Source organism: Mycolicibacterium arenosum (assembly GCF_024320865.1).
In the GTDB taxonomy this organism is placed as follows: Bacteria; Actinomycetota; Actinomycetes; order Mycobacteriales; family Mycobacteriaceae; genus Mycobacterium; species Mycobacterium arenosum.
In genome coordinates this window covers 151,436-174,850 of the sequence record NZ_JANDBD010000012.1, presented here as the reverse complement: position 1 = coordinate 174,850, position 23,415 = coordinate 151,436, and the positions used below count along the sequence as shown (strand labels likewise).

Here is a 23,415-nt window from a genome sequence, read left to right as displayed (position 1 = left end):
ACTATCAGGCGGTCTCGGCCGCCTCGCCCGTGACCTGATCGGCGATGGCGCGCAGCGCCTCGAGATCGGAGACGTCGAACGGCAGCGATGGCACGCCCACGATGGCGACGTGCGGGTTCGCGCCCGTGAACCGCGACAGCAGCCGCACCTCGCGCTTCGCCGTCAACGCCCGGTCGGCGTGGATTCGCAGCACCGCGGCGGTCAGCGCATCGCCCTCGTCGAGGGCGTCGGCGGCCTCGTTCGCCTTGTCCGCCTTGAGGTCGCACAGCGTCGGATTCGTGCGGTTGAGGATGAGGCCGGCGAGCGGCATGCGTTCCTGCGACAGCCGGTCCACGAAGAACGTCGCTTCGCGCAACGCGTCGGGTTCAGCGGCTGAGACGACGACGAACTGGGTGCCGCGCCGCTTCAGTAGCTCGTAGGTCTTGTCGGCCTTCTGGCGGAAACCGTCGAACGTGGCGTCCAGCGCCTGGACGAAACCTGCTGCGTCGGCGAGCATCTGGGAACCGAGCACGGTGGACAGCGCCTTCATCGCCAAGCCGACTGCCCCGGTGACGAGCTTTCCGATACCCCGGCCGGGGGCCAGCAGCAGGCGCCACAGCCTGCTGTCCATGAAGCTGCCCAGGCGCTTGGGTGCGTCCAGGAAGTCGAGGGCGTTCCGCGACGGCGGGGTGTCGACGACGATGAGGTCCCACTTGTCCTCGCCCAGCAGCTGGCCGAGCTTCTCCATCGCCATGTACTCCTGCGTGCCCGCCAGCGACGTCGCGACGGTCTGATAGAACTGGTTCTCCAGAATCGCCTCGGCGCGTTGGGTATCCGTGGAGTACTGCAACACCATCTCGTCGAACGTCCGGCGCATGTCGAGCATCATGGCGTGCAACTCACCCTTGGCCTCCGGGGCGAGCGGAACCCGCTGCGGGGTGTTGCCGAGGCTCTCGATGCCGAGCGCCTGCGCCAGCCGCTTGGCCGGGTCGATCGTCAGCACGACGACCGTGCGGCCGTACTCGGCGGCCCGCAGCGCCATGGCCGCCGCGGTGGTGGTCTTGCCGACACCGCCTGCGCCACAACAGACTACGACTCGATTCGAGGTATCGGTTAGGATGGCGCCCATATCAAGGGCGACGGGTGCGTTGCTCATTACCGGACTCCCTGCGCGTTCAACGCTTCTGCCAGTTCGTAGAGGCTGCCCAGGTCCACGCCGTCGCGGATCGCGGGGAGTTCCAGCCGGGGCACGTCGAGCTCGTCGAGCTGCTCGGCGCTCTCCGCCCGCGCCGAGATCCGCGTGGCGTGCTGAATGGTCTCGGTCAGCAGGCCCGCGAAGTCGTTGTCGGACAATTCGATTCCGGACTTCGACAGCGCGGCCCTGACCGCACCGGCGTCGATGTCCCCGTCGGCCGCCTTGGAGAGGTCCGCGGGATTCAGGTACGCCGGGATGTTGCGGTTGACGATCACGCTGCCGATCGGAAGATCGAGTTCGCGCAGTTCGTCGATGGCCTCGACGGTCTCCTGAACGGGTAGCGCCTCCAGCAGCGTGACCAGGTGGATGGCGGTCAGCTCGGAGTGCAGCACCTTCACGACGCTCTCGGCCTGGCCGTGCACCGGCCCGCCCTTCGCCAGATCGGAGACGGCCTTCGTGACGTCGAGGAAGCGCGCGATCCGGCCGGTCGGCGGCGAGTCGACGACGATCGCGTCGTACACCGGCTGCTTGCCCTTCTCGCCGCGCGTGACGATCTCGCGGACCTTGCCGGTCAGCAGCACGTCGCGCAGGCCGGGGGCGATGGTGGTGGCGAACTCGACGGCGCCGATGCGCCGCATCGCGCGGCCGGCGATGCCGAGGTTGTAGAACATGTCGAGGTACTCCAGGAACGCGGCCTCGGTGTCGATGGCGAGGGCGTTGACCTGGCCACCGCCGTCCGCCGTCGCGATCTTCACCTCTTGATAGGGCAGTGGCGGCACGTCGAACAGCTGGGCGATGCCCTGGCGTCCCTCGACCTCTACCAGCAGCACCTTGCGTCCGCCCGCCGCCAGCGCGAGGGCCAGCGCCGCCGCGATGGTCGATTTGCCGGTTCCCCCCTTGCCGGTGACGAAGTGCAGCCGTGCCTTGCTCAGGCGGGACGGCCAGCCGACGGCGGTTCTACCTTGAGCCGCTGAGGAAGGGGGAGTCACTACAGCATGCTAACCAAGCGCTGTGAGTGGACGGTTAGGCTCAGCACCATGAGCGAACCGGTCAAGTGGGAATACGTGACGGTGCCCCTGTTGGTGCACGCCACGAAGCAGATCCTCGACCAGTGGGGTGATCAGGGCTACGAGCTGGTGTCCGTGCTGCCGGGACCGACGGGAGAGAACCACATCGCGTACCTGAAGCGGCCGAAGTGACCGTTACCGGCGGGCCGGGGCCCAGCGACTCGGGAGTCGTCTCAGCGCGGCTCGCCGAACTCGGTATCGAGTTGCCCGACGTCGTCGCACCGCTGGCGGCCTACGTACCCGCCGTCCGCACCGGCAACCTGGTCTACACCGCGGGTCAGCTGCCGATCGTCGAAGGCGAACTGCTGCAGACCGGCAAAGTCGGCGGCGAGGTCAACGCCGAGGACGGCAAGGCGCTGGCTCGGGTGTGCGGACTCAACGCGCTCGCCGCGGTGCACGCGCTCGTCGGCATCGACAGCGTCGTTCGCGTGGTCAAGGTCGTCGGATTCGTGGCCTCCGCACCGGGTTTCGGCGGTCAGCCCGGCGTGATCAACGGGGCCTCGGAACTGTTCGGTGAGATCTTCGGCGAGGCGGGTGCGCACGCGCGATCCGCCGTCGGGGTGTCCGAACTGCCGCGCGACGCGCCGGTGGAAGTGGAAATCATCGTCGAGGTGTCGTAGGCCGCGTGAGCGATCTCGACCACCCGGCCTACGGGCACCTGCGCCGCGTCACCGACACGGCGTCGGTGCTGCTGTGCGACAACCCCGGCGACCTGACCCTGGAGGGCACCAACACCTGGGTGCTGCAGGGTGCGGGCAGCCGCGAGTACGTCATCGTCGATCCCGGCCCGGACGACGACGCGCACATCGAGCGCATCGCGGCCCTCGGCCGGATTCCGCTGGTGCTGATCAGCCACAAACACGGCGACCACACGGACGCGATCGACAAGCTCGTCGCCGCGACCGGCGCCACGGTCCGCGCCGTCGGCAGCGGTTTCCTGCGCGGACTCGGCGGACCGCTCACCGACGGCGAGGTGATCGAGGCCGCCGGCGTGCGGGTCACGGTGATGGCCACGCCCGGCCACACCGCCGACTCACTGTCGTTCCTGCTCGACGATGCGGTGCTGACCGCCGACACCGTGCTGGGCCGCGGCACCACCGTCATCGACAACGAGGACGGCAGCCTCGCCGAGTACCTGGACTCGCTGCGTCGGCTGCACGGTCTCGGCGGCCGGACCGTCCTGCCCGGTCACGGCCCCGATCTGCCCGACCTCGAAGGCGTCACCGCGATGTACCTGGCACACCGCGAGCAGCGGCTCGACCAGGTGCGGGAGGCGCTGCGGACGCTCGGCGACGACGCGACGGCACGCCAGATCGTCGAGCACGTCTACACCGATGTCGACGAGAAGCTGTGGCCGCACGCCGAGTGGAGCGTGCAAGCCCAGCTGAACTACCTTCGCGCATAGCGATTTCGGCGTGAAGACCGTCGCTGAGCGAACGGGATCACGCCGAAATCACTACTCGCCCCTGCCGTTCGCGCCGTTGGCACCGTTCGCTCCGTCGGCCCCCTTCTGTCCGGTGCTGCCCGCGTTGCCGGTGGCTCCGGTGTTGCCCGCCGTTCCCGCGGCGCCGTCGGCGCCCCGGCTGCCCGCGGTGCCCGCCTGACCGTTGACGCCGTTGGCACCCGCGGTGCCGTCGGAACCCGTTGCTCCGGTCGCGCCCGTCCGGCCGTTCGCACCCGCCGACCCGGTGGCCGCGGGCCTACCGAACAATCCGCTGTTACCGCTCGCGCCGGACGCTCCGCCCTCACCGCCGGATCCACCGGCACCGCCGTCTCCGCCAGCGCCGCCGGATCCGCCGGTGCCACCAGCACCGACGTTGCCCGCCGCGCCCGCCGCGCCGCCCTGACCGGCGGACCCCGCGGCTCCACCGGGCCCGCCCTCGCCACCGGGACCGCCTGCGCCTCCTGCGCCGCCCTGGCCGCCCTTGCCGCCGGCACCACCGCCGCCGCCCGTCGCATCGCCGGGCGCGGTTCGATAGGCACCGCCGCCGGTGCCCCCGTTGCCGCCGTCGCCGCCTCGGTCGCCGTTGCCGCCGTTGCCGCCGGTGCCACCCTGACCGCCGGTGCCGCCGTTGCCCGCGTTGCCGCCCTTGCCGCCGTCGCCGCCACTTCCCGCGTTGCCGCCGTCGCCGGCGTTTCCGCCGTCGGCGCCGTTGCCGCCCGTTCCCCCGGTGCCGCCGTCGCCGCCCACGCCGCCACTGCCGCCGGTTCCGCCGACACCCAGGCTGAGCCAGCCGGCGGAACCTCCCTTGCCGCCGGCGCCTGCCGGAATGCCGGGTGTACCCGGGGTGCCCGCCACTCCCGCGGTGCCCGCCTGCCCGTCGGTGCCGCGCTTCCCGTCGGTACCCGCGCCGCCTCGGCCGCCGTCTTGACCGTTGGTTCCGTCGACACCCCGACCGCCGGGGCCGCCGGGGTCGCCGGGTCCACCCGGTGTGCCCGCACCACCGTTGCCGCCCCGCCCGCCGGTGCCACCGGTGGCGTCGGCGAGGCCGTCCGCCCGACCGGCGTTGCCGCCGTTGCCGCCGGCCGCTCCGGTCCCGCCGTCACCGCCGGGCCCGCCGTTGCCGCCGTTCGCGACGGCACCCACCGCGCGTCCGCCGTCGCCGCCGCGGCCGCCCCGAGCACCCGCTCCGCCGTCGCCACCGCTCCCGCCGCTGCCGCCGCTGCCGGCGAGGTCGAGGTCGGGGAAACCGTCGCCGCCGTCGCCGCCCTCTTCGCCGGGATCGCCGTCGTTACCGGCGAAACCGTCGTAGTGAGCGGGGATCGGAGTGCCGGGCACACTGGGGAATCCGGGCGGACCGGACATGGCCTTATCGCCGTTGGGGCCGGGGTTCACACCGTTGCGACCGTCGTTGCCCCTCGAGCCCACCTCACCGTCGGGACCGTTGGTGCCGTTGTCTCCGGCACGGCCGTTGGTTCCGTCCACACCGTCCGCGCCGTCGGTTCCGTCCTCGCCCCGGACGCCGTTCTCGCCGACTGTTCCGTCGGTGCCGCGGATGCCGTCGCCGCCGCGACCGCCGTCGCCGCCGTTGCCGAGCAGCGAGAGCGTGCCCGCGTGACCGCCGTCACCGCCGTTGGCGGTGATGCCACCGTTTCCGCCCGCGCCGCCGTTGCCGAAGAACAACCCGGCGTAGCCGCCGTTGCCACCGGTCTGGCCGATCGCGGTGCCGTCGCCGCCGCGGCCGCCGTCACCCCAGAGTCCGGCGTTTCCGCCGCTGCCGCCATTGGCTCCCGCACCGCCGCTGCCGAACAGCAGTCCGGCGTTGCCGCCGTTGCAGGCGTCGCCGGTGCAGTCGGCTGCGGCGTCGACACCATTGCTGATGAAGATCCGGATGACGCTGCTGATGAAGTCCGAGACCGGATAGCTGGTGCCGGGCACCGGAGCCAACGCGGGTGTCAGCGTCGGCGTGACCAGCCGGGACGCTGCGAGGGTCGACGCCGCCGCGGTGTCGGGATCGGAGGCGTGCCGGTGCCGGATGTCGTTGACGACGAGGCGGTGGAGCGGCGCCGAGACCGGATTCCACTGGGTTAACAGGGAGCGCAACTGGTTGGTGGTGAGCGCGATCGGGTCGCCGACCACGGGATCCGCGCTCGCCGTGGGCACCGCGGCCTGCGCTGCGATGGGGGTCGTCAGACCGAGCACCCGTAACGCCGCGACGTGCGACTCGTTCGGTTCCGGTGACCTGCCCGGCACCGCCTGGCCCGACGGCGGAGCGGCAACCGCGAGTGCGGGCGTGTCGAGGTCGTGATGCGGACTGCCTGCGACCAGGACTCCCGCTGCGACCGCTGCGGTCATCATGGTCGGACCCGCGAGGCGGTTGCGGCGGCGGTGGTGACGTGACATGGCTTCCTCGTTCCCGTGCGTTCGGGAAGGCGGCGACCAGCCCCAGCGGTTCGTGCGCCCCCTTCAGCGCCGGGTGTCGCCGTTCGAGACACACCCGGTTTTCTTCGCTACAGGGACGCTAAAACCGCTCGGCGGCAATCGATATAGGGGGATTGCCTACCGTTTGACCACACGGAACCGACGTCGAAACGTCGGCAGGTTCACCGCGCTCGGCGGGCCAACCGCTCGGAGTCGCTGATGAGAACGCTCTTGCCCTCGAGGCGAATCCACCCGCGGTGGGCGAAATCGGCGAGCGCCTTGTTCACGGTCTCGCGGGACGCGCCGACCAACTGGGCGATCTCCTCCTGCGTCAGGTCGTGCGTCACGCGCAGCGCGCCGCCCTCCTGAGTGCCGAAGCGCTGCGCGAGCTGCAGCAGCTGCTTGGCGACGCGGCCGGGGACGTCGGTGAAGATCAGGTCGGCGAGGTTGTTGTTCGTGCGGCGCAGGCGGCGGGCCAGCACGCGCAGCAGTTGCTCGGCGATCTCGGGGCGGTCGGCGATCCACGCCCGCAGGGCGTCGCGATCCATGGACACGGCGCGCACCTCGGTGATGGTGGTGGCGCTCGACGTCCGCGGTCCGGGATCGAAGATCGACAGCTCGCCGAACATGTCCGACGGACCCATGATGGTGAGCAGATTCTCGCGACCGTCCGGCGACCGGCGGCCGATCTTCACCTTGCCGTTGATGATGATGTAGAGCCGGTCACCGGGCTCGCCCTCCGCGAACACCGTGTGCCCGCGCGGAAAGTCGACGGGCTGAAGTTGTTTGGTCAGTGCGGAGACCGCTGTCGGCTCGACGCCCTGGAAGATTCCGGCCCTGGCCAGGATCTCGTCCACGTTGCCCCTCTTAAGCTCTCAAGTGATTAAGACGTGCGCAGGTCAACCTCAGATTGATCGCGAAATCAGTCTAGAGGCAAGCCACGTCGACGAAGTCGAGACACGGCCTCCCAGCGCAACGAGCCAACGCTACACACGATCGGCCTGTCGGGTCGGCTGAAACTGCGGATTCGGCGCGTGGCGGGCGTAGTCGAGCGTCGGCAAATAGGCCTCGGATTGGGCGAAGGCGTAGTGATCGCCGCTCATCTCCCGGTGTCGCAACGCCCGGAGCGGTCCGGTATCGGGCACCGCCTGCGGGCGCCGCACCGGTTCCACCTTGGCCTGTTCCATTAACTCGTCGACGTCGTCGGACGGCGCCGCATCGACGTGGAGGCTCGCTTCGAGTCGGTCCAGTCCGAAGGTTGCCAGCATGAGCAACCCCGGAATGAACGCGACGAGCAACCAAGACACAAGGCGAAGTAAACACGGCCAAGGTCTCAGTGGGATCACGGTTTGTCACCGGTCCGCACGTGGGGTTGTCGGCCTCGTCAGTACGCTGAATCGGTGGCAGTTTCCCCCGTGCCGTCGACGACATCCGGCACGTCCTCACGCAAGCGGGCGGCCCGGTTCGACGCCGAGACCCGCACCGGCCTGGTGCGCCGGGCTCGCAGGATGAATCGCACTCTCGCGCACGCGTTTCCGCATGTGTACTGCGAACTGGACTTCACCAATCCGCTCGAACTCACCGTCGCGACGATCCTGTCCGCGCAGTGCACCGACAAGCGGGTGAACCTGACCACCCCCGCGTTGTTCGCCAAGTACCGCACGGCGGTCGACTACGCCACCGCCGACCGCACCGAACTCGAGACCCTGATCCAGCCGACCGGCTTCTATCGCAACAAGGCGACGTCTTTGCTCGGTCTCGGTCAGGCGCTCGTCGAACGCTTCGACGGGCGGGTTCCCGACACCCTCGAGGAACTGGTGACGCTGCCGGGCATCGGCCGCAAGACCGCCAACGTCGTGCTCGGCAACGCGTTCGACATCCCCGGCATCACGGTCGACACCCACTTCGGGAGGCTGGTCCGGCGCTGGAAGTGGACCGCCGAGGAGGACCCGGTGAAGGTGGAGTTCGCCGTCGGGGAGTTGATCGAGCGCAAGGAGTGGACTCTGCTGAGCCACCGCGTGATCTTCCACGGCAGGCGGGTGTGTCACGCGAAGAAACCGGCGTGCGGGGTGTGCGTGCTGGCCAAGGACTGCCCGTCGTTCGGTGCGGGACCCACCGACCCGCTGGTGGCGGCGCCGCTGGTCAAGGGGCCGGAGACCGAGCACCTGTTGGCGCTGGCCGGGCTCTGAGCCGGCCATGAGCAGGTCGACGCGATGGACCATTGCCGTCCTCATCCTCGTCGCCGCGATCGTGGTGGCGCTCTGGCGCCAGTTGGACACCGGATCGGCCCCCGACGCCGCCGTCGCGGGCGGGCCCGCCGTGGCCCGCGAACACCGCGACGCCGACACCCCGGAGGCGCTCGCCGGTCCACGCGCCGAAGCCGCCCTCGAACCGTGTCCCGCTCCCGGCGTCGGCCCGTCCTCCAGCGGCCCGGCGCCGCTGCGCGGTGTCACGGTCGAGTGCGCCGCCGACGGCCGCCGGGTCGACGTCGCCAGGGCCGTCGCGGGGCGGCCCACGGTGCTGAACCTGTGGGCCTACTGGTGCGGACCGTGCGCCGACGAACTGCCCGCGATGGCGGAGTACCAGCGCCGGGTGGGTGACGACGTGCAGGTGCTCACGGTCCATCAGGACGAGAACGAGACGGCGGGCCTGCTCCGGCTGGCGGAGCTGGGCGTGCACCTGCCGACGTTGCAGGACGGCCGCAGGCTCGTCGCCGCGGCGTTGCGCGTTCCGAACGTCATGCCTGCCACGGTGCTGTTACGCGCGGACGGTAGCGTGGCCGAGGTTCTGCCCCGGCCGTTCGCCACCGCCGACGAGATAGCCGCGGCGGTGAACGCGGGGCTAACCTGAAACACCGCGGAGATGGGAGCTGGGTTGAGCGTCGACCACACTGGCCGTCAGCTCCGTCCCGACGCCGCGCCCAGCTGGCTGAAGAGGCTCGTCGACAACGTCGGTGACGTGCCCGGCGCCTACCGCAGACGAGTTCCCGCCGATGTGCTCGCGGCCTTCACCGCCGCCAACGCGGCGGCCACGGTCACCGGCAGGAAGCGCGACGCCGCGGTGCTGGTCTTGTTCTCGGGTCCGGCGGAGTCGTCGTCCGGTGAGCTGCCCGACGACGCCGACCTCCTGGTCACGGTTCGTTCCGCGGATCTGCGCAACCACGCAGGTCAAGCCGCCTTCCCCGGTGGTGCCATCGATCCCGAGGACGACGGACCGGTCGCGGCGGCGCTGCGCGAGGCCAACGAGGAGACCGGCCTCGACGCGGATCGGCTGACGCTGCTCGCGACGCTCGAACCGATGTTCATCCCGCCGTCGGGCTTCCACGTCCTGCCCGTGCTGGCGTACTCGCCGGAACCAGGGCCCGTCGGCGTCGTCGACCCCGGCGAGACGGCCATCGTCGCGCGGGTGCCGGTGCGGGCGTTCGTCAACCCGGAGAACCGGCTGATGGTGCACCGCCGGCAGAACAGTTCGCGCTTCGCCGGCCCCGCGTTCCTGCTCAACCAGATGCTGGTGTGGGGATTCACCGGCCAGGTGATCTCCGCGCTCCTCGATGTCGCGGGCTGGGCCAAACCCTGGAATACGAGCAACGTGCGTGAACTGGACGAGGCAATGGCGCTCGTCAGGCAGGTCAGCAGCTACGGTGAAAGCCAACAATGACTTCTTCCCAGTGGCTTGACATTGCGATTCTGGCCGTCGCATTCGTCGCTGCCATCTCCGGCTTTCGCTCCGGCGCGCTCGGCTCGCTGCTGTCGCTGTTCGGTGTGGTCCTCGGCGCGGTCGCCGGCGTACTGCTGGCACCGCACGTCGTCAGCCACGTCGATGGGCCGCGCACCAAGCTGTTCGTGGCGCTGTTCCTGATCCTCGGTCTCGTCGTGGTCGGTGAGATCGCCGGCGTGGTGCTGGGCCGGGCGGCGCGCGCCGCCATTCGCAACTCGGGGTTGCGCACCGTCGACTCCCTGGTCGGGGTGGCCCTGCAGGTCGTGACCATCCTGCTGGCGGCGTGGGTGCTCGCGATCCCGCTGACGTCCTCGGACCAACCGAATCTCGCAGCGGCCGTTCGCGGTTCGCGGATCCTCACGACCGTCGACAAGGTGGCCCCCGAGCCGGTCACGCGGAAGTTGCGGGCCAGCCTCGACGATCTGGTCAGCACATCGGGGCTGCCGGACGTGCTGCAGCCGTTCGGTCGCACGCCGATCGTCAACGTCGACGTACCGGACGCCGCGCTCGCGACCGACCCCGTCGTCGAGCGGACGCACCCGAGCGTACTGAAGATCCGCGGTGTCGCGCCGAGCTGCCAGAAGGTGCTCGAGGGCAGCGGTTTCGTCGTGGCGCCCAACCGGGTGATGTCGAACGCACACGTGGTGGCGGGTTCGGAGAGCGTCACCGTGGAGTCGGAGGGGCAGAGCTACGACGCGACCGTGGTGTCGTTCGATCCCGAGGCCGACATCTCGATCCTCGACGTTCCCGGCCTGCCCGCGCCGTCGCTCGGCTTCGACAGCCGCGAGGCCGCGACCGGCACGGACGCCGTCGTCATGGGGTATCCGGGCGGCGGGGACTTCACTGCCACGCCCGCGCGCATCCGCGAGACCATCAACCTCAACGGGCCGGACATCTACCACACCACGACCGTCACCCGCGAGGTGTACACCGTGAGAGGCACTGTTCGGCAAGGCAATTCGGGCGGTCCGCTCATCGATCGCGACGGCCGGGTGCTCGGCGTCGTCTTCGGTGCCGCGGTCGACGACGTGGACACCGGTTTCGTACTCACCGCGAAGGAAGTGGCCGATCAGATGGCCAAGGTCGGCGACACCGCCACGGTGCCGACCGGGAAGTGCATCTCCTAGCCGGCGTAGACCTGCGCCAGGAATCGCATCACGTGTCCGTTGACCACGTCGGGCGCCTCCTCGTGGGCGAAGTGCCCGGCACCGGCGATCGAGATGTACCTGCCGTGCGGGGCGAAGATCCGCTGCGTCCGGTCGACGGGGTCGGTCAGCACGTACGGATCGGCGTCCCCGCGCATGTGCAGCACGGGTACGGCGAGTGGCCGCTTCATCGACCGCATGAACCGGCGCCCCTCGGTGCGTACCTGGCTGCGTGCGGCCCACCGCTGGTACTCCAGCGCCGAGTGCGCGGCGAACGGGATGCGAATCGCCCGTCGCATGTGCTGGATGGTCTCCGAGAAGTCCTCGGAGGCAAGCCATTTGCCGCTCGCTCGGCTGCGCACCAGGTGCTCGATTTCGGTGGCGTCGTCGCGGGTCAGCACGTGCTCCGGCCACCACGGCAGTTGATAGCGCAGAATCCAGGGCAGCAGGGCGCGGCTCTGATCGCGCCGCGTCAGCACCGACGCGCGCAGGGCGGCCGGATGCGGTGAGCTGACCAGCCCGATGGCACGGACCGCCCGCGGATGCAGCACCGACGTGGCCCAGCAGACCAGGCCGCCGTCCGCGTGCCCGATCAGCGTGGCGTTCTGGTGTCCGAGCGCTCGCACCAGGCCGGCGGTGTCACCGGCCAGCGTCCAGCCGTCGTAACCGCGGGGTGGCTTGTCGCTGCCGCCGTAGCCCCGCAGGTCGACGGCCACCACCCGCGCGCCGGTGAGCGACCGCAGCTGGTGGCGCCACGACCACCAGAACGAGCCGAATCCGTGCAGCATGATGACCAGCGGCCGCTCGGTCGGCGCGAGCGAGCCGTCGTCCCCCGGTTCCGCCTCGACGACGTGGAAGCGAATCCCGTTGGCGTGCACCTCGAGATGGCGCCACGGACCCTCGATGCGCGTGACCGAGGGATCGGGCTTCGGCGTCATGGCGCCGCCGCTGCGGCTCCGGGGCACTTACCAGCCCGACGGGTCTGTGGTCGGCTCCGACGGCTTGATCGCGGCGGGCTTGTCCCCACCGGGGACCAGCGCCTCGCGTGCTTCCTTGACCGAGGCGATGGTCTTCTGCGGGCCGCGGATGCGGCGCACCTTCAGATAGCCCAGGAACGCGAAGAGACCCGTCGTCAGCACCATCAACCCGAAGACGATCAGGTACGCCGCCCACAGGTAGAGCCCGAAGAAGTGGATCAGCTCGGCCAGGAAGAAGAAGAGGAAGAACGTCGAGTAGAACAGCACCACCAGCGCGAGGATGAAGAAGACGCTGCCGGTGAGCCCCTTCTTCACGTCGCGCGTGACCTCGGCCTTGGCCAGTTCGACCTCGGCGCGAACCAGCGTCGACATCTGCGCGGTCGCGTCCTTGACCAGGTCGCCCACCGACGGATCCGGTTTCGGCGCATGCGGGTCAACCAGCGGAATCGACGTCACAGTTGCCGGCACGCCGTTCTTGCGGTCGCCATTGCTCACGACTGATGTCCTCCCAGCGTCGGATCAGTTGGGTGTCATGTTGCCATGTCGCGACGGGCACTACGATCCCGGCCGACGTTAGACTGAGCGCGTTTGACGTGCCGTCGGGGTCGAGAAGCGGAGGTTTCGGTGTTCAACCGCTGGCCAATCGCCGTGGCGGCGGTATTCGCCGCCCTGGCCCCGGCCCTCAACTCCCCGGTGGCGCACGCCGAGCCGCTCGTGCCGCTCGGCGGCGGCTCCGGCATCGTCGTCAACGGCGAGGCGTTCTGCACGCTGACCACCATCGGCACCGACAATCGCGGCAGCCTGATCGGATTCACCTCGGCGCACTGCGGCGGACCGGGTGCCGTCGTGGCGTCCGAGGCGGCTCCGGATGCCGGTCCGGTCGGCACCATGGTGGCGGGAAACGACGCGTTGGATTACGCCGTCATCGAGTTCGACCCCGCGAAGGTGCAACCCGTCGACACGGTTGACGGGTTCCTCATCGCGGGGTTGGCACCCGACCCGAAGTTCGGCGACATCGCCTGCAAGTTGGGCCGCACCACGGGTTCGTCGTGCGGTGTGACCTGGGGGCCGGGCAAGGAGCCGGGCACCATCGTCAACCAGGTGTGCGGCCAGCCCGGCGACTCCGGGGCACCCGTCACCGTCGACAACCGCCTCGTCGGCATGATTCACGGTGCCTTCAGCGAGGAATTGCCCACGTGCGTGACGCAGTACGTGCCGCTGCACACCCCGGCGGTCACGATGTCGTTCAACGCGGTCCTCGCCGACATCGTCGCGAAGAACCGGCCGGGTTCGGGCTTCGTTCCGGTCGCCTGACCCCACCCCCCTATTTTTCGCGCTTTTCGCGCCGAACGTTGGTTACCGTCACGCTTCTCGCCGAAAAGCGTGACGGTAACCAACGTTCGGCGCGAAGGGTAACGGACTACTTGCTGGCGCGGATCGCCTCGAACACGCTGGGGTCGACCAGCGTGGAGGTGTCGCCCAGTTCGCGACCCTCGGCGACGTCGCGCAACAGGCGGCGCATGATCTTGCCGCTGCGGGTCTTGGGAAGCTCTGGGACGACGTGGATTTCGCGTGGCTTGGCGATCGGGGAGATCTCCTTGGCCACTTCGGCGCGCAGTTCGTCGACGATGTTCTCGTCCCCGCCCTTGGCGGACGACTTGAGGATGACGAACGCGCAGATGGCCTGACCGGTGTGGTCGTCGGTGGCGCCGACGACGGCGGCCTCGGCGACTCCGTAGTGGCCGACGAGAGCGGATTCGACCTCGGCGGTGGAGATGCGGTGTCCCGAGATGTTCATGACGTCGTCGATGCGGCCGAGCACCCAGATCTCGCCGTCCTTGCCGTAGCGGGCGCCGTCACCCGCGAAGTACCACCCCTGTTCGGCGAACCGCGTCCAGTAGGTCTCCTTGAAACGCTCCGGGTCGCCCCAGATCCCGCGCAGCATCGACGGCCACGGTTTGTCGAGCACCAGGTAGCCGCTGGGCTGCTCACCGTGTTCGGTGCCCGGTTCGAGTTGATTGCCGTCGTCGTCGACGATCTTGGCCGAGATTCCCGGCAGCGGCGTCATGGCCGACCCCGGCTTGGTCTCGGTGACGCCCGGTAGCGGGGAGATCATGATGGAGCCGGTTTCGGTCTGCCACCAGGTGTCGACGATCGGCGTCCTGTCGGCGCCGAACACGGTGCGGTACCAGCGCCACGCCTCGGGGTTGATCGGCTCGCCGACCGAGCCGAGCAGCCGCAGGGTGGACAGGTCGTGGTCGGCGGGAATCTGGCGACCCCACTTCATGAACGAGCGAACCAGCGTCGGTGCGGTGTAATAGATTGTGACACCGTACTTCTCGATGATCTGGAAGTGCCGGTGCTCGTCCGGCGAGGCGGGGGTGCCCTCGTACACGACCTGCGTCACGCCGTTGGAGAGCGGTCCGTAGACGATGTAGGTGTGGCCGGTGACCCAGCCGATGTCGGCGGTGCACCAGTACACATCGGTCTCGGGCTTGACGTCGAAGACGTTGAAATGGGTGTAGCTCGACTGAGTGAGGTAGCCGCCGGTGGTGTGCATGATGCCCTTGGGCTTGCCGGTGGTGCCCGAGGTGTACAGCAGGAACAGCGGGTGCTCGGCGTCGAACGCCTCCGGGGAGTGTTCGGTCGAGGCGCCGGCGACGGTCTCGTCCCACCACAGATCGCGGCCCTCGGTCCAGGGGATGTCGATTCCGGTGCGGCGCACCACCAGAACGTGCTCGATGGAGTCCTCGCCGTCGACGGCCTCGTCGACCGCGTCCTTCAGCGACGCGGGCTTGCCCCGGCGGTACTGGCCGTCGACGGTGATGACGAGCTTGGCCTCGGCGTCGTTGATGCGCGCCTTGAGCGCGGTGGCGGAGAAGCCGGCGAAGACCACCGAGTGCATGACGCCCAGTCGAGCGCACGCCAGCATCGCGACGATCGCCTCGGGCACCATCGGCATGTAGATCGCGACCCGATCGCCCGCGACGAGGCCCAGGTCGGTCAGCGCATTGGCGGCCTTGCAGACCTCGTCCTTCAACTCGGCGTAGGTGATGGTCCGTTGATCGCCGACGGGTTCGCCCTCCCAGTGGATCGCGACCCGGTCGCCGTTGCCCGCCTCGACGTGCCGATCGACGCAGTTGTAGGCGACGTTGAGCGTGCCGCCGACGAACCACTTCGCGAACGGTGCTTCCGCCCAGTCGAGCACCTCGGTGAACGGCGCGTCCCACGACAACCGCTTGGCTTGCTTGTCCCAGAACGCGAGTCGGTCGCGCTCGGCTTCGTCGTAGAGGTCGGCGGTGGCGTTAGCAGAGGCGGCGAAATCGGCCGACGGCGGGAACGTGGACTGTGTCACGGCAGACGTATCGGACATGCCTGTGAGCCTAGTCACCGTGGGGTTGCATCGACGTTGGGATACCGTGAGCGGCCGTGACCACCGCTGATCCGCTCGCCCCGCTGGCGGCGCTTCCCGGTGTGGCCGACGCCAGTGAGGCCGCCCGCGCCGCAATCGCCCGAGCGCACCGCCATCGCGTCAATCTGCGGGGCTGGCCGGCGTCGGCGGCTGAGGCGTCGGTGCGTGCCGCGCGCGCCTCGTCCGTGCTCGACGGGGGCGCGCTCTCGCTGTCCGCCGAGGGGGAGGCCGACCCCGTCCTCGCGGGTGCGCTGCGGGTGTCGGAGTCGCTCGAGGGTGGCGGCACCGCGTTAGTCGGTGTCTGGAAGCGCGCTCCGCTGCAGGCGATCGCTCGACTGCACGCTCTCGCCGCCGCCGATCTCGCCGACCCAGACGCGCTCGGCCGCCCGCGTGTGGAAGGTGATGTCGGTCGCAGACTTGAGATGCTCGCGGCTCTCGTCACAGGCGGAACATCGGTGCCTGCGCCGGTGCTGGCGGCCGTCGCGCACGGCGAGCTGCTGACGCTGGAACCGTTCGGCGTGGCGGACGGTGTGGTCGCGCGCGCGGTGTCGCGGCTCATCACGATCGCCAGTGGCATGGATCCGCACGGCCTCGGCGTTCCCGAAGTGCACTGGATGCGGTTGTCCGGCGACTACCGCGCCGCCGCGAGGGGCTTCGCGTCCGGCACACCCGACGGGTTGACCGCGTGGCTGGTCACCAGCTGTCGAGCGCTCGAGGAGGGTGCCCGCGAGGCGCTGGCGATTGCGGAAGCGGCGCGCGACTGAGGCAGGTCGCCAGCAAAGTGAAGCGGGCGGCGCTCCGAATAAATCGGCTCGCCGCCCGCTAGCACGGTATCCGCGGTTACCAAGCGTGCTCTGTGGGTTGCGTGGGATGACCTCGGCGTCCTTACGATGCGCTCCACCTGTAACCCCACCCAAAGGGTTAACGCAGTGTCCGCTCTTCGCAATTACGCAGGCCCGCAACACTTTTGCCATAACGCGGCTTGTGCTCCGCGTGGGTGCCGGGTACCGTGCTGGGTCGCCTGACTCGGGAGCGCGAACCTTCTCTTCCGATTCGAACTAGGCCTTGCCTGGCGTCCGTGATTCCTTTGTACTCCGTGACGGCGGTCACATCAAGTACCAATGGGCACCGACTTCCGATCGTTATCGAGCCAGTCCTCAGCTACTCCTCAGTAGCGCTTAGAAGGCGAAGCGCCGGAGTAGTGAGTACGTCAGTGCGCCGGCCGCCAGCGCGCTGACGCCCACCGCGACCGTCGTCGCCACCGCGGCGCCGGACGGAGCGGGGATCCTGGTGCGGATCGGCACCGGGCGGGAGAACTCCAGCACCGGCCAGCCCCGCCCGAGTGCCTCTTTGCGGAGAGCGCGATCGGGGTTCACCACCGTTGGATGCCCGACGGATTCGAGCATGGGCAGATCCGTGATCGAATCGGAGTACGCGTAGCAGTACTCGAGCGCATAGCCCTCGCGCGCGGCGAGCTCGCGGATCGCCTCGACCTTGCCTTCGCCGTAGCAGTAGAAGGCGACGTCGCCGGTGTACTTGCCGTCCTCGACCACCATGCGGGTCGCCATCGCGTGGGTGGCGCCGAGGCCGCGCGCGATGGGAGCCACGATCTCCTCGCCGGACGCGGAAACCACGACGACGTCACGGCCGCACAGCTTGTGGTCGGCGATCAGGCTCGCGGCCTCCGCGAAGACCAGGGGATCGACGATGTCGTGCAGCGTCTCGTTGACGATCGACTTGACCTGCTCGGCGTTCCACCCGGTGCACATGTTCGTGATGTAGCTGCGCATCCGGTCCATCTGATCGTGGTCGGCGCCCGACATCAGGAAGAGGAACTGCGCGTAGGCGGACTTCAGGACGTCCTGGCGATTGATCAGCCCCTGATCGAAGAACGGTTTGCTGAACGCCAATGTGCTGGATTTCGCGATGACCGTTTTGTCGAGGTCGAAGAACGCGGCGGTGCGGATGGGAAGCTCCGGTACCGGCGGGTTCCCGGACACCGAGTCGCCGTCCGGCGCCGAGTCGGGTGCCGTCACAGGCATCAGCATAGGCGGGGGGTCAGCCGTCGTGAGAGGCCCGCCGCGCCAAAAGTGGCAGGTGCAGACACGTGACGCACCCTGCAACATTCCTGGTCACCGCATAGTTTCCTTCGCAACGGGGCTTGCGCCGCCTCCCACACTCGCGTGTATAGTCGACATCACTCGGCTTATGCCGGGTGTGCATCAGCCCGACCCCCCGGGGCTGATACACGACGACCTCCGCCTCCTCCCCCCCTGGCGGGGGTCGTCCCTTTTCTGGACAAGTTGCGTCTCCACTGCTGATGCGGTGTCGAGAGGCCGGTCAACCCCGCTGCGATGGAACGGATTCTGCGCCTTCCTCGCGGACGCGCGTTATCCACAGTCCGGAGTTCATCCACATTCGCGCGACGAGGCGTGGCGCAGCGTCGGCGGGCGGCTTCAGAGTGGGGGCGTGAGCAACAGCAGCGGCGTTCTGGCGGTGGTGGTCGACGAGTCCACCCGGGCCGATGTCGACCGCATGGCGGCCGCGGCGGGCGTCCGGATCGTGCACGTCGCCGAACCCTCCTCCGCGAAGGTGTGGACCGCGGCGTCCGCGGTGGTCGTCGACGTCGACGGTGCCCGTCGGTGCGCGGCGCTCGGCCTGGCTCGACGCGCACGGCTGTTCGTCGTCACCAGGACCGCACCCGACGCCGACGACTGGCCGACCCTGATCGCCCTTGGCGTGCAACGCATTCTGCTGCTACCCGATGAGGACGGCGCGGTGGTGGCGCTGCTGTCGGATGCGGCGGAATCGCGAGGCGACGGCGCGAGTCGCGGCGCCGTCATCGCGGTCATCGGCGGCTGCGGCGGCGCGGGTGCCACGGTGTTCGCGACCGCCCTGGCGCAGTGCGCCGGGGGTGCGCTGCTGGTGGATGCGGATGCGTGGGGCGGCGGCATCGACCTCGTCATGGGTACCGAGGGTGAACAGGGTCTGCGCTGGCCCGACCTCGCGTTGCAGGGCGGGCGGGTGGCGTGGGAGGCGCTGCACGCCGCACTTCCCAGCCGGTACGGCGCGGCGGTGTTGTCGGTCGGTCGCCGCGGCGGCGCTGTCGACGCCGCCGCCGTGGACGCGGTGGTCAGCGCCGGATGCCGGGGGGGCGTGACTGTCGTGTGCGACCTGCCGCGGCGACCGGATCCCGTTGTCGAGACGGTGCTTTCGGCGGCGGACCTCGTCGTCGTGTTGACGCCCGCGGACGTCCGGTCGTGCGCGTCGGCGGCGCGTGTCGCGGGCTGGGTCGCAGAGGCCAACGCGAACATCGGACTGGTCGTGCGCGGCCCGGCGCCGGGTGGACTGGCGGCCTCCGACGTGGCGCGCACCGTGGGACTTCCGCTGCTCGCCTCGATGCGACCGCAGCCGGGATTGGCGGCCACGCTCGAACACTCGGGATTGCGACTCCGACGCCGGTCACCGCTGGCGGGAGCGGCGCGCAGGGTGCTTGCGGTGCTGAACCGCGTGCCGGCCGAGGCGGGTGCGGCGTGAGCGGCTCGCTGCTCGAACGAGTCCGAGAGCGGCTCGCCGCCGAGCAGATGCCGTTGCGCGCAGGCGTTGTGGCCGATGCGATCCGGGCCGAGTCCGGCGGCGTGCTCGGCGACACCGACGTCCTCGACAACCTACGGGCACTGCAGACGGAACTGTCCGGTGCGGGCATCCTCGAGCCACTGCTGCGCGCCGCGGGTACCACCGACGTCCTCGTCACCGCCCCCGACGCGGTGTGGGTCGACGATGGTTCCGGATTACGCCGTACGGCAATCGAATTCGCCGACGAGGCCGAGGTGCGCAGGCTCGCGCAACGGCTGGCGCTGTCGGCGGGCAGGCGCCTGGACGAGGCGCAACCGTGGGTGGACGGACAACTTGCGGGTTTCGGCGGTGGTTTCGCGGTCCGATTCCACGCCGTGCTGCCGCCGATCGCCGGAGCGGGCGCGTACCTGTCGCTGCGTGTGCTCCGACCCGCCAGCCAGGACTTCGCCGCGCTGCTGGCGTGCGGGGCCGTCGCGCCGGAGATCGAGGCGACGGTCCGCGGGATCATCACGGCCCGCCTGGCCTTCCTGGTGTGCGGCGGAACCGGAGCCGGTAAGACGACACTGCTATCGGCGCTGCTGGGAATCGTTGCAGCACAAGAGCGCATCGTGTCGATCGAAGATGCGGCCGAGCTCGCACCGCGGCACCCACACCTGGTAAAGCTGGTGGCCAGGAGTGCGAACGTCGAGGGCGTCGGCGAGGTGACGGTGCGCGACCTCGTGCGCCAGTCGCTGCGGATGCGCCCCGATCGCATCGTCGTGGGCGAGGTGCGCGGGGGAGAGGTCGTCGACCTACTGGCCGCGTTCAACACCGGCCACGACGGCGGCGCCGGCACCGTGCACGCCAACAGCCCGGCCGAAGTGCCCGCCCGGCTCGAGGCGCTCGCCGCGCTCGGCGGCCTGGACCGGGCGGCGCTGCACAGTCAGTTGGCGGCGGCGGTGCGAGTGGTGCTGCACGTCGGTCGCGACGTGTCGGGGGCGCGCAGGCTCACCGAGGTCGCGGTGCTGCACCGTGGGGAATCCGGGGTGGTCGCCGCGACGACGGCGTGGCACGTCGACCGCGGCTCCGGCGCGGCGATGACCGAGTTGCGCCGGCTGATCGGCGAGCGGGTGCCGGCATGACGGTGGCCCTGGTGGCGTTGGCGTGTGCGGTGCTGGTGGCGCCCGTGCGTCGTCGGGTGGTGATTCCGGCGCGGCGGCGGCGCGTGCACAGCCGGCGCTGGCGGGTGGCGGGCCCGCTGCTGGCCGCGCTGGGTGCGGCCGTCGTGGTCCCCGCGGGAGTGGTGGCGGCTGCGGCGGTGGTCGGCGGCACCGTGGCGCTGCGGGCGCACCGGGCGCGAACGCGCCACCGTCGAACCGCGGAGGCGGCGGCGTTGCAGGCGGCTCTCGACGTGCTGGCCGGTGAACTCCGCGCGGGCGCGCATCCCGTGGTGGCGTTCGAGACCGCGGCGTCCGAGGTGCCCGCAGAAGTCGCCGTCGCGCTGCGCGCCGTCGCCGCCCGCGCGCGGCTGGGTGTGGACGTCAGTGCCGGACTGCGTTCGGCGGCAGCCGCATCCACCGTGCCGATGTACTGGAATCGGTTGGCCGTGTGCTGGGCGATGGCGCATCGCCACGGGCTCGCAATCGCGCTGCTGATGCGCACGGCACACCGCGATCTCGTCGAACGTGCGCGGTTCGAGTCGCGCGTCGCCGCGGGCATGGCCGGAGCGCGGGCGACGGCCGGTGTGCTCGCCGTGCTGCCCGTCCTCGGGATCGGACTGGGCCAGCTGGTCGGCGCCGACCCGGTGCGGTTCCTGCTGTCGGACGGGCTCGGTGGCTGGCTGCTCGCGGTGGGTGCGACGCTGTCGTGCGCCGGGCTGCTCTGGTCGGATCGCATCACCGCGGGGACGTCGAGATGAGCTGGGCTGCTGTTCTTCTCGCGCTCGCGCTGATGCTCACCGACGACCGGTGGCGGGCTCTCGAGCGAGCGGGAGTTCTCGGGCGAGAACGGCCGGCCGACGACGATGCCGCGCCGCCGGACCCGCTGGCCGTGGCGGCGGCACTCGACGTGTTCGCCGCCTGTCTGTCGTCGGGGATGGCCGTGGGTACCGCTGCCGCCGCGACGGGCCCGACGGCACCACGTCCGCTGTCGAACGTCCTGAGCCGTGCCGCCGAACTCCTCGCGCTGGGCGCCGATGCCGGTGCGGCATGGGCGGACACCGAGACGCGGGACCGCCACGTGGACGCGTTGACCCGACTGGCGCGTCGATCGGCCGCGTCGGGCGCCGCGCTGGCGACGGGTGTCGCGGAGCTGGCCGATCAGTCGAGGCAGGACGCGGCCGACGCGGCGCGAGCCACCGGCGAACGCGCGTCGGTGTTGATCGCCGGGCCGCTGGGGCTGTGCTACCTCCCGGCGTTCATGTGCCTCGGGGTCTTGCCGGTGGTGATGGGGCTGGCGGGCGACGTGGTGAACACGGGTGTGGTGTGACCGGGAATCGCGGAAGTGCCGCGACCGAGGAGATGGAGGGGAGATCGGATGACGAGCAAGGTGATTCGGAACCTGCGGACGCGGCTGGCCCTGCTGTGGGTCGACGAGTCCGGCATGAGCACGGTCGAGTACGCGATCGGGACCATCGCCGCCGCGGCGTTCGGTGCGATCCTCTACACCGTCGTCACGGGCGACTCGATCGTGGGCGCCCTGACGAACATCATCGCGAAGGCGTTGACCAGCAACCGCTGACTCGGGGCATACGTGCAGACACGGGTGGCGCCACCGTCGAGGCGGCGTTCGCGATCGCTTCGCTGGCGGTGGTGCTCGTCGCGTGCCTCGCGGGCCTGTCGGCTATGGCGGTGCAGGTGCGCTGTATCGACGCGGCGCGCGAGGCCGCGCGGTTGGCGGCGCGGGGCGACCGGGCCGCCGCGGTGGCCGTGGCGCAGCGGGTCGGTCCGGGAGGCGCCGTCGTCGAGGTCCGCGACGACGGGGACTTCATCGTGGCCACGGTCAGCGCGCGGTCGCCGCTGTGGCTCGGCGTTCCGATCACGGCCGAGGCGGTGTCGGCGCGCGAGCCTCCGGGATGAACGCGGGTCGGCAACCGTCATCGCGGTGGCGGTGATCGCGGCGCTGTTGGCGATCACGCTGGGCGTCGTCGGGGTCGGGGTCGCGGTGGCGGCCCGACATCGGGCGCAGGGCGCCGCGGACCTGGCGGCGCTGGCGGCGGCGGGGAGGGTGGCGACGGGGCAGCGGGCGGCGTGCGGGTGGGCGTCGTCGGTGGCGGGCGCGATGCGCGTCCGGGTGACGGAGTGTCGCATTGAGCAGCTCGACGTCGTCGTCCGCGTCGAGGAGCGAGTCCAGCTGGGGCGCTTCGGGATCGGCGTCGCACGCGCGGTCGCACGGGCGGGGCCGGCATCCGGCTAGGCCCTGCTCTTCGCCTTTCGCGCCCGCAGCTTCCCGCTGAGACTGAGCTTCGCCGCGACCTCCTCGGGCACCGCCGCCAACTCCTCGTCGGTCGGCAGCCGCATCGACAGCAGGCCGGCGTGGGCGCCGCGTTCGAGTTCCACGACCTGCGCGGTGACGTTGACAGGCGTCCAGCCGCCGCCGACGGCGCGCAGTCGCAGCACCTGCGACGCCGGCACGCCGTTCTCGAAGTCGCGCGCCATCCGTTCGATCGCGGGACCGTCACCGGGATGGGTGAACGACTCGCCCCCCTCCTGGGGATGCCAGTCGTAGAACGGGCAGGGCTCGTCGAGCCACTTCAGCAGCCGCCAGGTACTGAGGTCGACCACCGCCCGGTACACCCCCGGCGTCGGCTCGCCGAGCGCGGGCTGGCCGAGATCCGCTGCGTTCATGGTGAATTCGTCGTGTTCGCTCGGCCAGTTCATGCCCCGGCAGATCAGCAGCTCGCGGCCGACGCTCTCGTCGACCTCCTCGAGCACCCGGACCACGAAGCCCACGGCGATCGACTCGCCGCGGTAGTCGACGACGTCCCAACTGCTGCAGAACGAACGTCCCGGCGCCGGTTTGATCGCCTCCGACAACACCTGTTCCTCAATGGGATTGATGCTGCGCGTCGGAAGGTCCTCGGCGAACGCCCGGCCGACGGTGCCCTGGGCCGACGGGTCGCCGCCGCTGTTGCGGAGCGACTCCGGGGTGTCGGTCGCGATGCCGTTCGTCAGGTCCCACTTCAGCGGTCCGGGAATCGGACGCTCGGGCGGATCCAGGTCGGGTGGGCCGACCCAGACGTGCACGCCGTGAATGCGGTTGTCGGTCATCCGCACCACCTCGGTGCGGATCACCCGGTCGTGCTTCGGGGTGATGCTGCTCAGCGGTTGCCCACCGCGAACCGTCTCTCCGATGGCCGTCTGGATCGCCATCAGATTCGGGTTGCGCCGCAGGAACGCGCTGATGGGAACGAGGTTCTTGGTGGAGTGGCCGTGCGCGACCACTGCGGGCTCTGTGCCGAGCGTCTCCACGAGCAGCCAGTCGTGGGTCATGCGGGGCATCCTACCC

At 70.3% G+C, this 23,415-nt stretch carries 25 protein-coding genes and 1 pseudogene; 16 read left to right on the top strand and 10 right to left on the bottom strand.

Translation table 11 applies throughout. From position 1 onward, the window contains the following. Positions 1–4: 4 nt before the first annotated feature. Together NM203_RS26230 and NM203_RS26225 are read right to left on the bottom strand one after the other, a co-directional pair. Entirely contained in the window at positions 5–1,135 is a 1,131-nt protein-coding gene (locus tag NM203_RS26230; RefSeq protein WP_255063524.1) for an ArsA family ATPase, read from the bottom strand. Then, positions 1,135–2,163 (bottom strand): ATPase BagA, encoded by a 1,029-nt coding sequence (locus tag NM203_RS26225; RefSeq protein WP_255063523.1) that lies wholly within the window; start codon positions 2,161–2,163, stop codon positions 1,135–1,137. The genes NM203_RS26230 and NM203_RS26225 overlap by 1 nt, the downstream gene beginning before the upstream one ends. A gap of 48 nt (positions 2,164–2,211) precedes the next feature. Between NM203_RS26225 and NM203_RS26220 the strand changes: the two genes are divergently transcribed. From NM203_RS26220 to NM203_RS26210, 3 genes are read left to right on the top strand one after another with little or no spacing between them, the layout of a single operon-like run. Continuing rightward, positions 2,212–2,373: a hypothetical protein gene (locus tag NM203_RS26220; protein WP_255063522.1), complete on the top strand. Its 162-nt coding sequence runs from the start codon at positions 2,212–2,214 to the stop codon at positions 2,371–2,373. Next, the gene (locus NM203_RS26215) at positions 2,370–2,861 is read left to right on the top strand and encodes a RidA family protein (protein ID WP_255063521.1); all 492 of its coding nucleotides are present in this window, start codon (positions 2,370–2,372) and stop codon (positions 2,859–2,861) included. The genes NM203_RS26220 and NM203_RS26215 overlap by 4 nt, the downstream gene beginning before the upstream one ends. Before the next feature lie 5 nt (positions 2,862–2,866). Continuing rightward, the gene (locus NM203_RS26210) at positions 2,867–3,646 is read left to right on the top strand and encodes an MBL fold metallo-hydrolase (protein WP_255063520.1); all 780 of its coding nucleotides are present in this window, start codon (positions 2,867–2,869) and stop codon (positions 3,644–3,646) included. 51 nt (positions 3,647–3,697) lie between these two features. Here NM203_RS26210 and NM203_RS33210 read toward each other — a convergent pair whose 3' ends face one another. The 3 genes from NM203_RS33210 to NM203_RS26195 all read right to left on the bottom strand — a co-directional run bounded on the left by NM203_RS33210 (position 3,698) and on the right by NM203_RS26195 (position 7,410). Continuing rightward, positions 3,698–6,085 carry a PGRS repeat-containing protein gene (locus NM203_RS33210; RefSeq protein WP_303625208.1) on the bottom strand — a complete coding sequence of 796 codons (2,388 nt, stop codon included), beginning with the start codon at positions 6,083–6,085 and terminating at the stop codon, positions 3,698–3,700. Positions 6,086–6,285: 200 nt separating this feature from the next. Beyond that, positions 6,286–6,960: a cAMP-activated global transcriptional regulator CRP gene (gene crp, locus NM203_RS26200; RefSeq protein ID WP_247056989.1), complete on the bottom strand. Its 675-nt coding sequence runs from the start codon at positions 6,958–6,960 to the stop codon at positions 6,286–6,288. A gap of 129 nt (positions 6,961–7,089) precedes the next feature. Then, positions 7,090–7,410 (bottom strand): hypothetical protein, encoded by a 321-nt coding sequence (locus tag NM203_RS26195; protein ID WP_255063519.1) that lies wholly within the window; start codon positions 7,408–7,410, stop codon positions 7,090–7,092. A 108-nt stretch (positions 7,411–7,518) separates the two neighbouring features. On the opposite strand from NM203_RS26195, the gene nth reads away from it, so the two are divergent. From nth to marP, 4 genes are read left to right on the top strand one after another with little or no spacing between them, the layout of a single operon-like run. Then, on the top strand, positions 7,519–8,292 hold the full coding sequence (gene nth, locus NM203_RS26190) for an endonuclease III (protein ID WP_255063605.1): 774 nt from the start codon (positions 7,519–7,521) through the stop codon (positions 8,290–8,292). A gap of 7 nt (positions 8,293–8,299) precedes the next feature. Then, positions 8,300–8,953 (top strand): TlpA family protein disulfide reductase, encoded by a 654-nt coding sequence (locus NM203_RS26185; protein WP_255063518.1) that lies wholly within the window; start codon positions 8,300–8,302, stop codon positions 8,951–8,953. 24 nt (positions 8,954–8,977) lie between these two features. Beyond that, positions 8,978–9,760 carry an NUDIX hydrolase gene (locus NM203_RS26180; RefSeq protein ID WP_255063517.1) on the top strand — a complete coding sequence of 261 codons (783 nt, stop codon included), beginning with the start codon at positions 8,978–8,980 and terminating at the stop codon, positions 9,758–9,760. Further along, complete coding sequence (gene marP / locus NM203_RS26175) at positions 9,757–10,947, top strand: acid resistance serine protease MarP (RefSeq protein WP_255063516.1); 1,191 nt, start codon at positions 9,757–9,759, stop codon at positions 10,945–10,947. The genes NM203_RS26180 and marP overlap by 4 nt, the downstream gene beginning before the upstream one ends. Here the strand turns inward: marP and NM203_RS26170 are convergent. Both NM203_RS26170 and NM203_RS26165 read right to left on the bottom strand, forming a co-directional pair. Further along, on the bottom strand, positions 10,944–11,903 hold the full coding sequence (locus NM203_RS26170) for an alpha/beta fold hydrolase (RefSeq protein WP_255063515.1): 960 nt from the start codon (positions 11,901–11,903) through the stop codon (positions 10,944–10,946). The two genes, marP and NM203_RS26170, sit on opposite strands and share 4 nt — an antisense overlap. 27 nt (positions 11,904–11,930) lie before the next feature. After that, complete coding sequence (locus NM203_RS26165; RefSeq protein ID WP_255063514.1) at positions 11,931–12,437, bottom strand: phage holin family protein; 507 nt, start codon at positions 12,435–12,437, stop codon at positions 11,931–11,933. Between the two features lie 147 nt (positions 12,438–12,584). On the opposite strand from NM203_RS26165, the gene NM203_RS26160 reads away from it, so the two are divergent. After that, entirely contained in the window at positions 12,585–13,256 is a 672-nt protein-coding gene (locus NM203_RS26160; protein WP_456299317.1) for a chymotrypsin family serine protease, read from the top strand. A gap of 106 nt (positions 13,257–13,362) precedes the next feature. Here the strand turns inward: NM203_RS26160 and acs are convergent, their stop codons facing one another. Then, positions 13,363–15,315, bottom strand: coding sequence for an acetate--CoA ligase (gene acs / locus NM203_RS26155; protein WP_255063513.1), 1,953 nt, complete (start codon positions 15,313–15,315; stop codon positions 13,363–13,365). Positions 15,316–15,371: 56 nt separating this feature from the next. Between acs and NM203_RS26150 the strand changes: the two genes are divergently transcribed. Beyond that, positions 15,372–16,118, top strand: a complete 747-nt coding sequence (locus NM203_RS26150) for a Fic family protein (protein ID WP_255063512.1) — start codon at positions 15,372–15,374, stop codon at positions 16,116–16,118. Between the two features lie 414 nt (positions 16,119–16,532). On the opposite strand, the gene NM203_RS26145 is transcribed toward NM203_RS26150, so the two are convergent. Then, entirely contained in the window at positions 16,533–17,402 is an 870-nt protein-coding gene (locus NM203_RS26145; protein WP_255063511.1) for an HAD-IB family hydrolase, read from the bottom strand. A 421-nt stretch (positions 17,403–17,823) separates the two neighbouring features. On the opposite strand from NM203_RS26145, the gene ssd reads away from it, so the two are divergent. The 7 genes and pseudogenes from ssd to NM203_RS26110 form a co-directional block, all read left to right on the top strand. Next, positions 17,824–18,891 carry a septum site-determining protein Ssd gene (ssd, locus tag NM203_RS26140; RefSeq protein WP_255063510.1) on the top strand — a complete coding sequence of 356 codons (1,068 nt, stop codon included), beginning with the start codon at positions 17,824–17,826 and terminating at the stop codon, positions 18,889–18,891. Continuing rightward, positions 18,888–20,051, top strand: a complete 1,164-nt coding sequence (locus tag NM203_RS26135) for a TadA family conjugal transfer-associated ATPase (protein ID WP_255063509.1) — start codon at positions 18,888–18,890, stop codon at positions 20,049–20,051. Before ssd ends, NM203_RS26135 begins: the two co-directional genes overlap by 4 nt. Continuing rightward, entirely contained in the window at positions 20,048–20,827 is a 780-nt protein-coding gene (locus NM203_RS26130; RefSeq protein WP_255063508.1) for a type II secretion system F family protein, read from the top strand. Before NM203_RS26135 ends, NM203_RS26130 begins: the two co-directional genes overlap by 4 nt. Continuing rightward, on the top strand, positions 20,824–21,396 hold the full coding sequence (locus NM203_RS26125; protein WP_255063507.1) for a type II secretion system F family protein: 573 nt from the start codon (positions 20,824–20,826) through the stop codon (positions 21,394–21,396). The genes NM203_RS26130 and NM203_RS26125 overlap by 4 nt, the downstream gene beginning before the upstream one ends. 48 nt (positions 21,397–21,444) lie before the next feature. Continuing rightward, positions 21,445–21,648, top strand: a complete 204-nt coding sequence (locus tag NM203_RS26120) for a DUF4244 domain-containing protein (RefSeq protein WP_255063506.1) — start codon at positions 21,445–21,447, stop codon at positions 21,646–21,648. A gap of 71 nt (positions 21,649–21,719) precedes the next feature. Next, positions 21,720–21,986, top strand: a complete 267-nt coding sequence (locus NM203_RS26115; RefSeq protein ID WP_408633415.1) for a TadE family type IV pilus minor pilin — start codon at positions 21,720–21,722, stop codon at positions 21,984–21,986. Positions 21,987–21,996: 10 nt separating this feature from the next. Then, positions 21,997–22,323 (top strand): annotated as a pseudogene (locus tag NM203_RS26110) (Rv3654c family TadE-like protein); the annotation flags it as partial. Here NM203_RS26110 and NM203_RS26105 read toward each other — a convergent pair. Then, positions 22,320–23,399 (bottom strand): PAS domain-containing protein, encoded by a 1,080-nt coding sequence (locus NM203_RS26105; protein ID WP_255063505.1) that lies wholly within the window; start codon positions 23,397–23,399, stop codon positions 22,320–22,322. The pseudogene NM203_RS26110 and the gene NM203_RS26105 overlap by 4 nt on opposite strands. Positions 23,400–23,415: the final 16 nt, after the last annotated feature.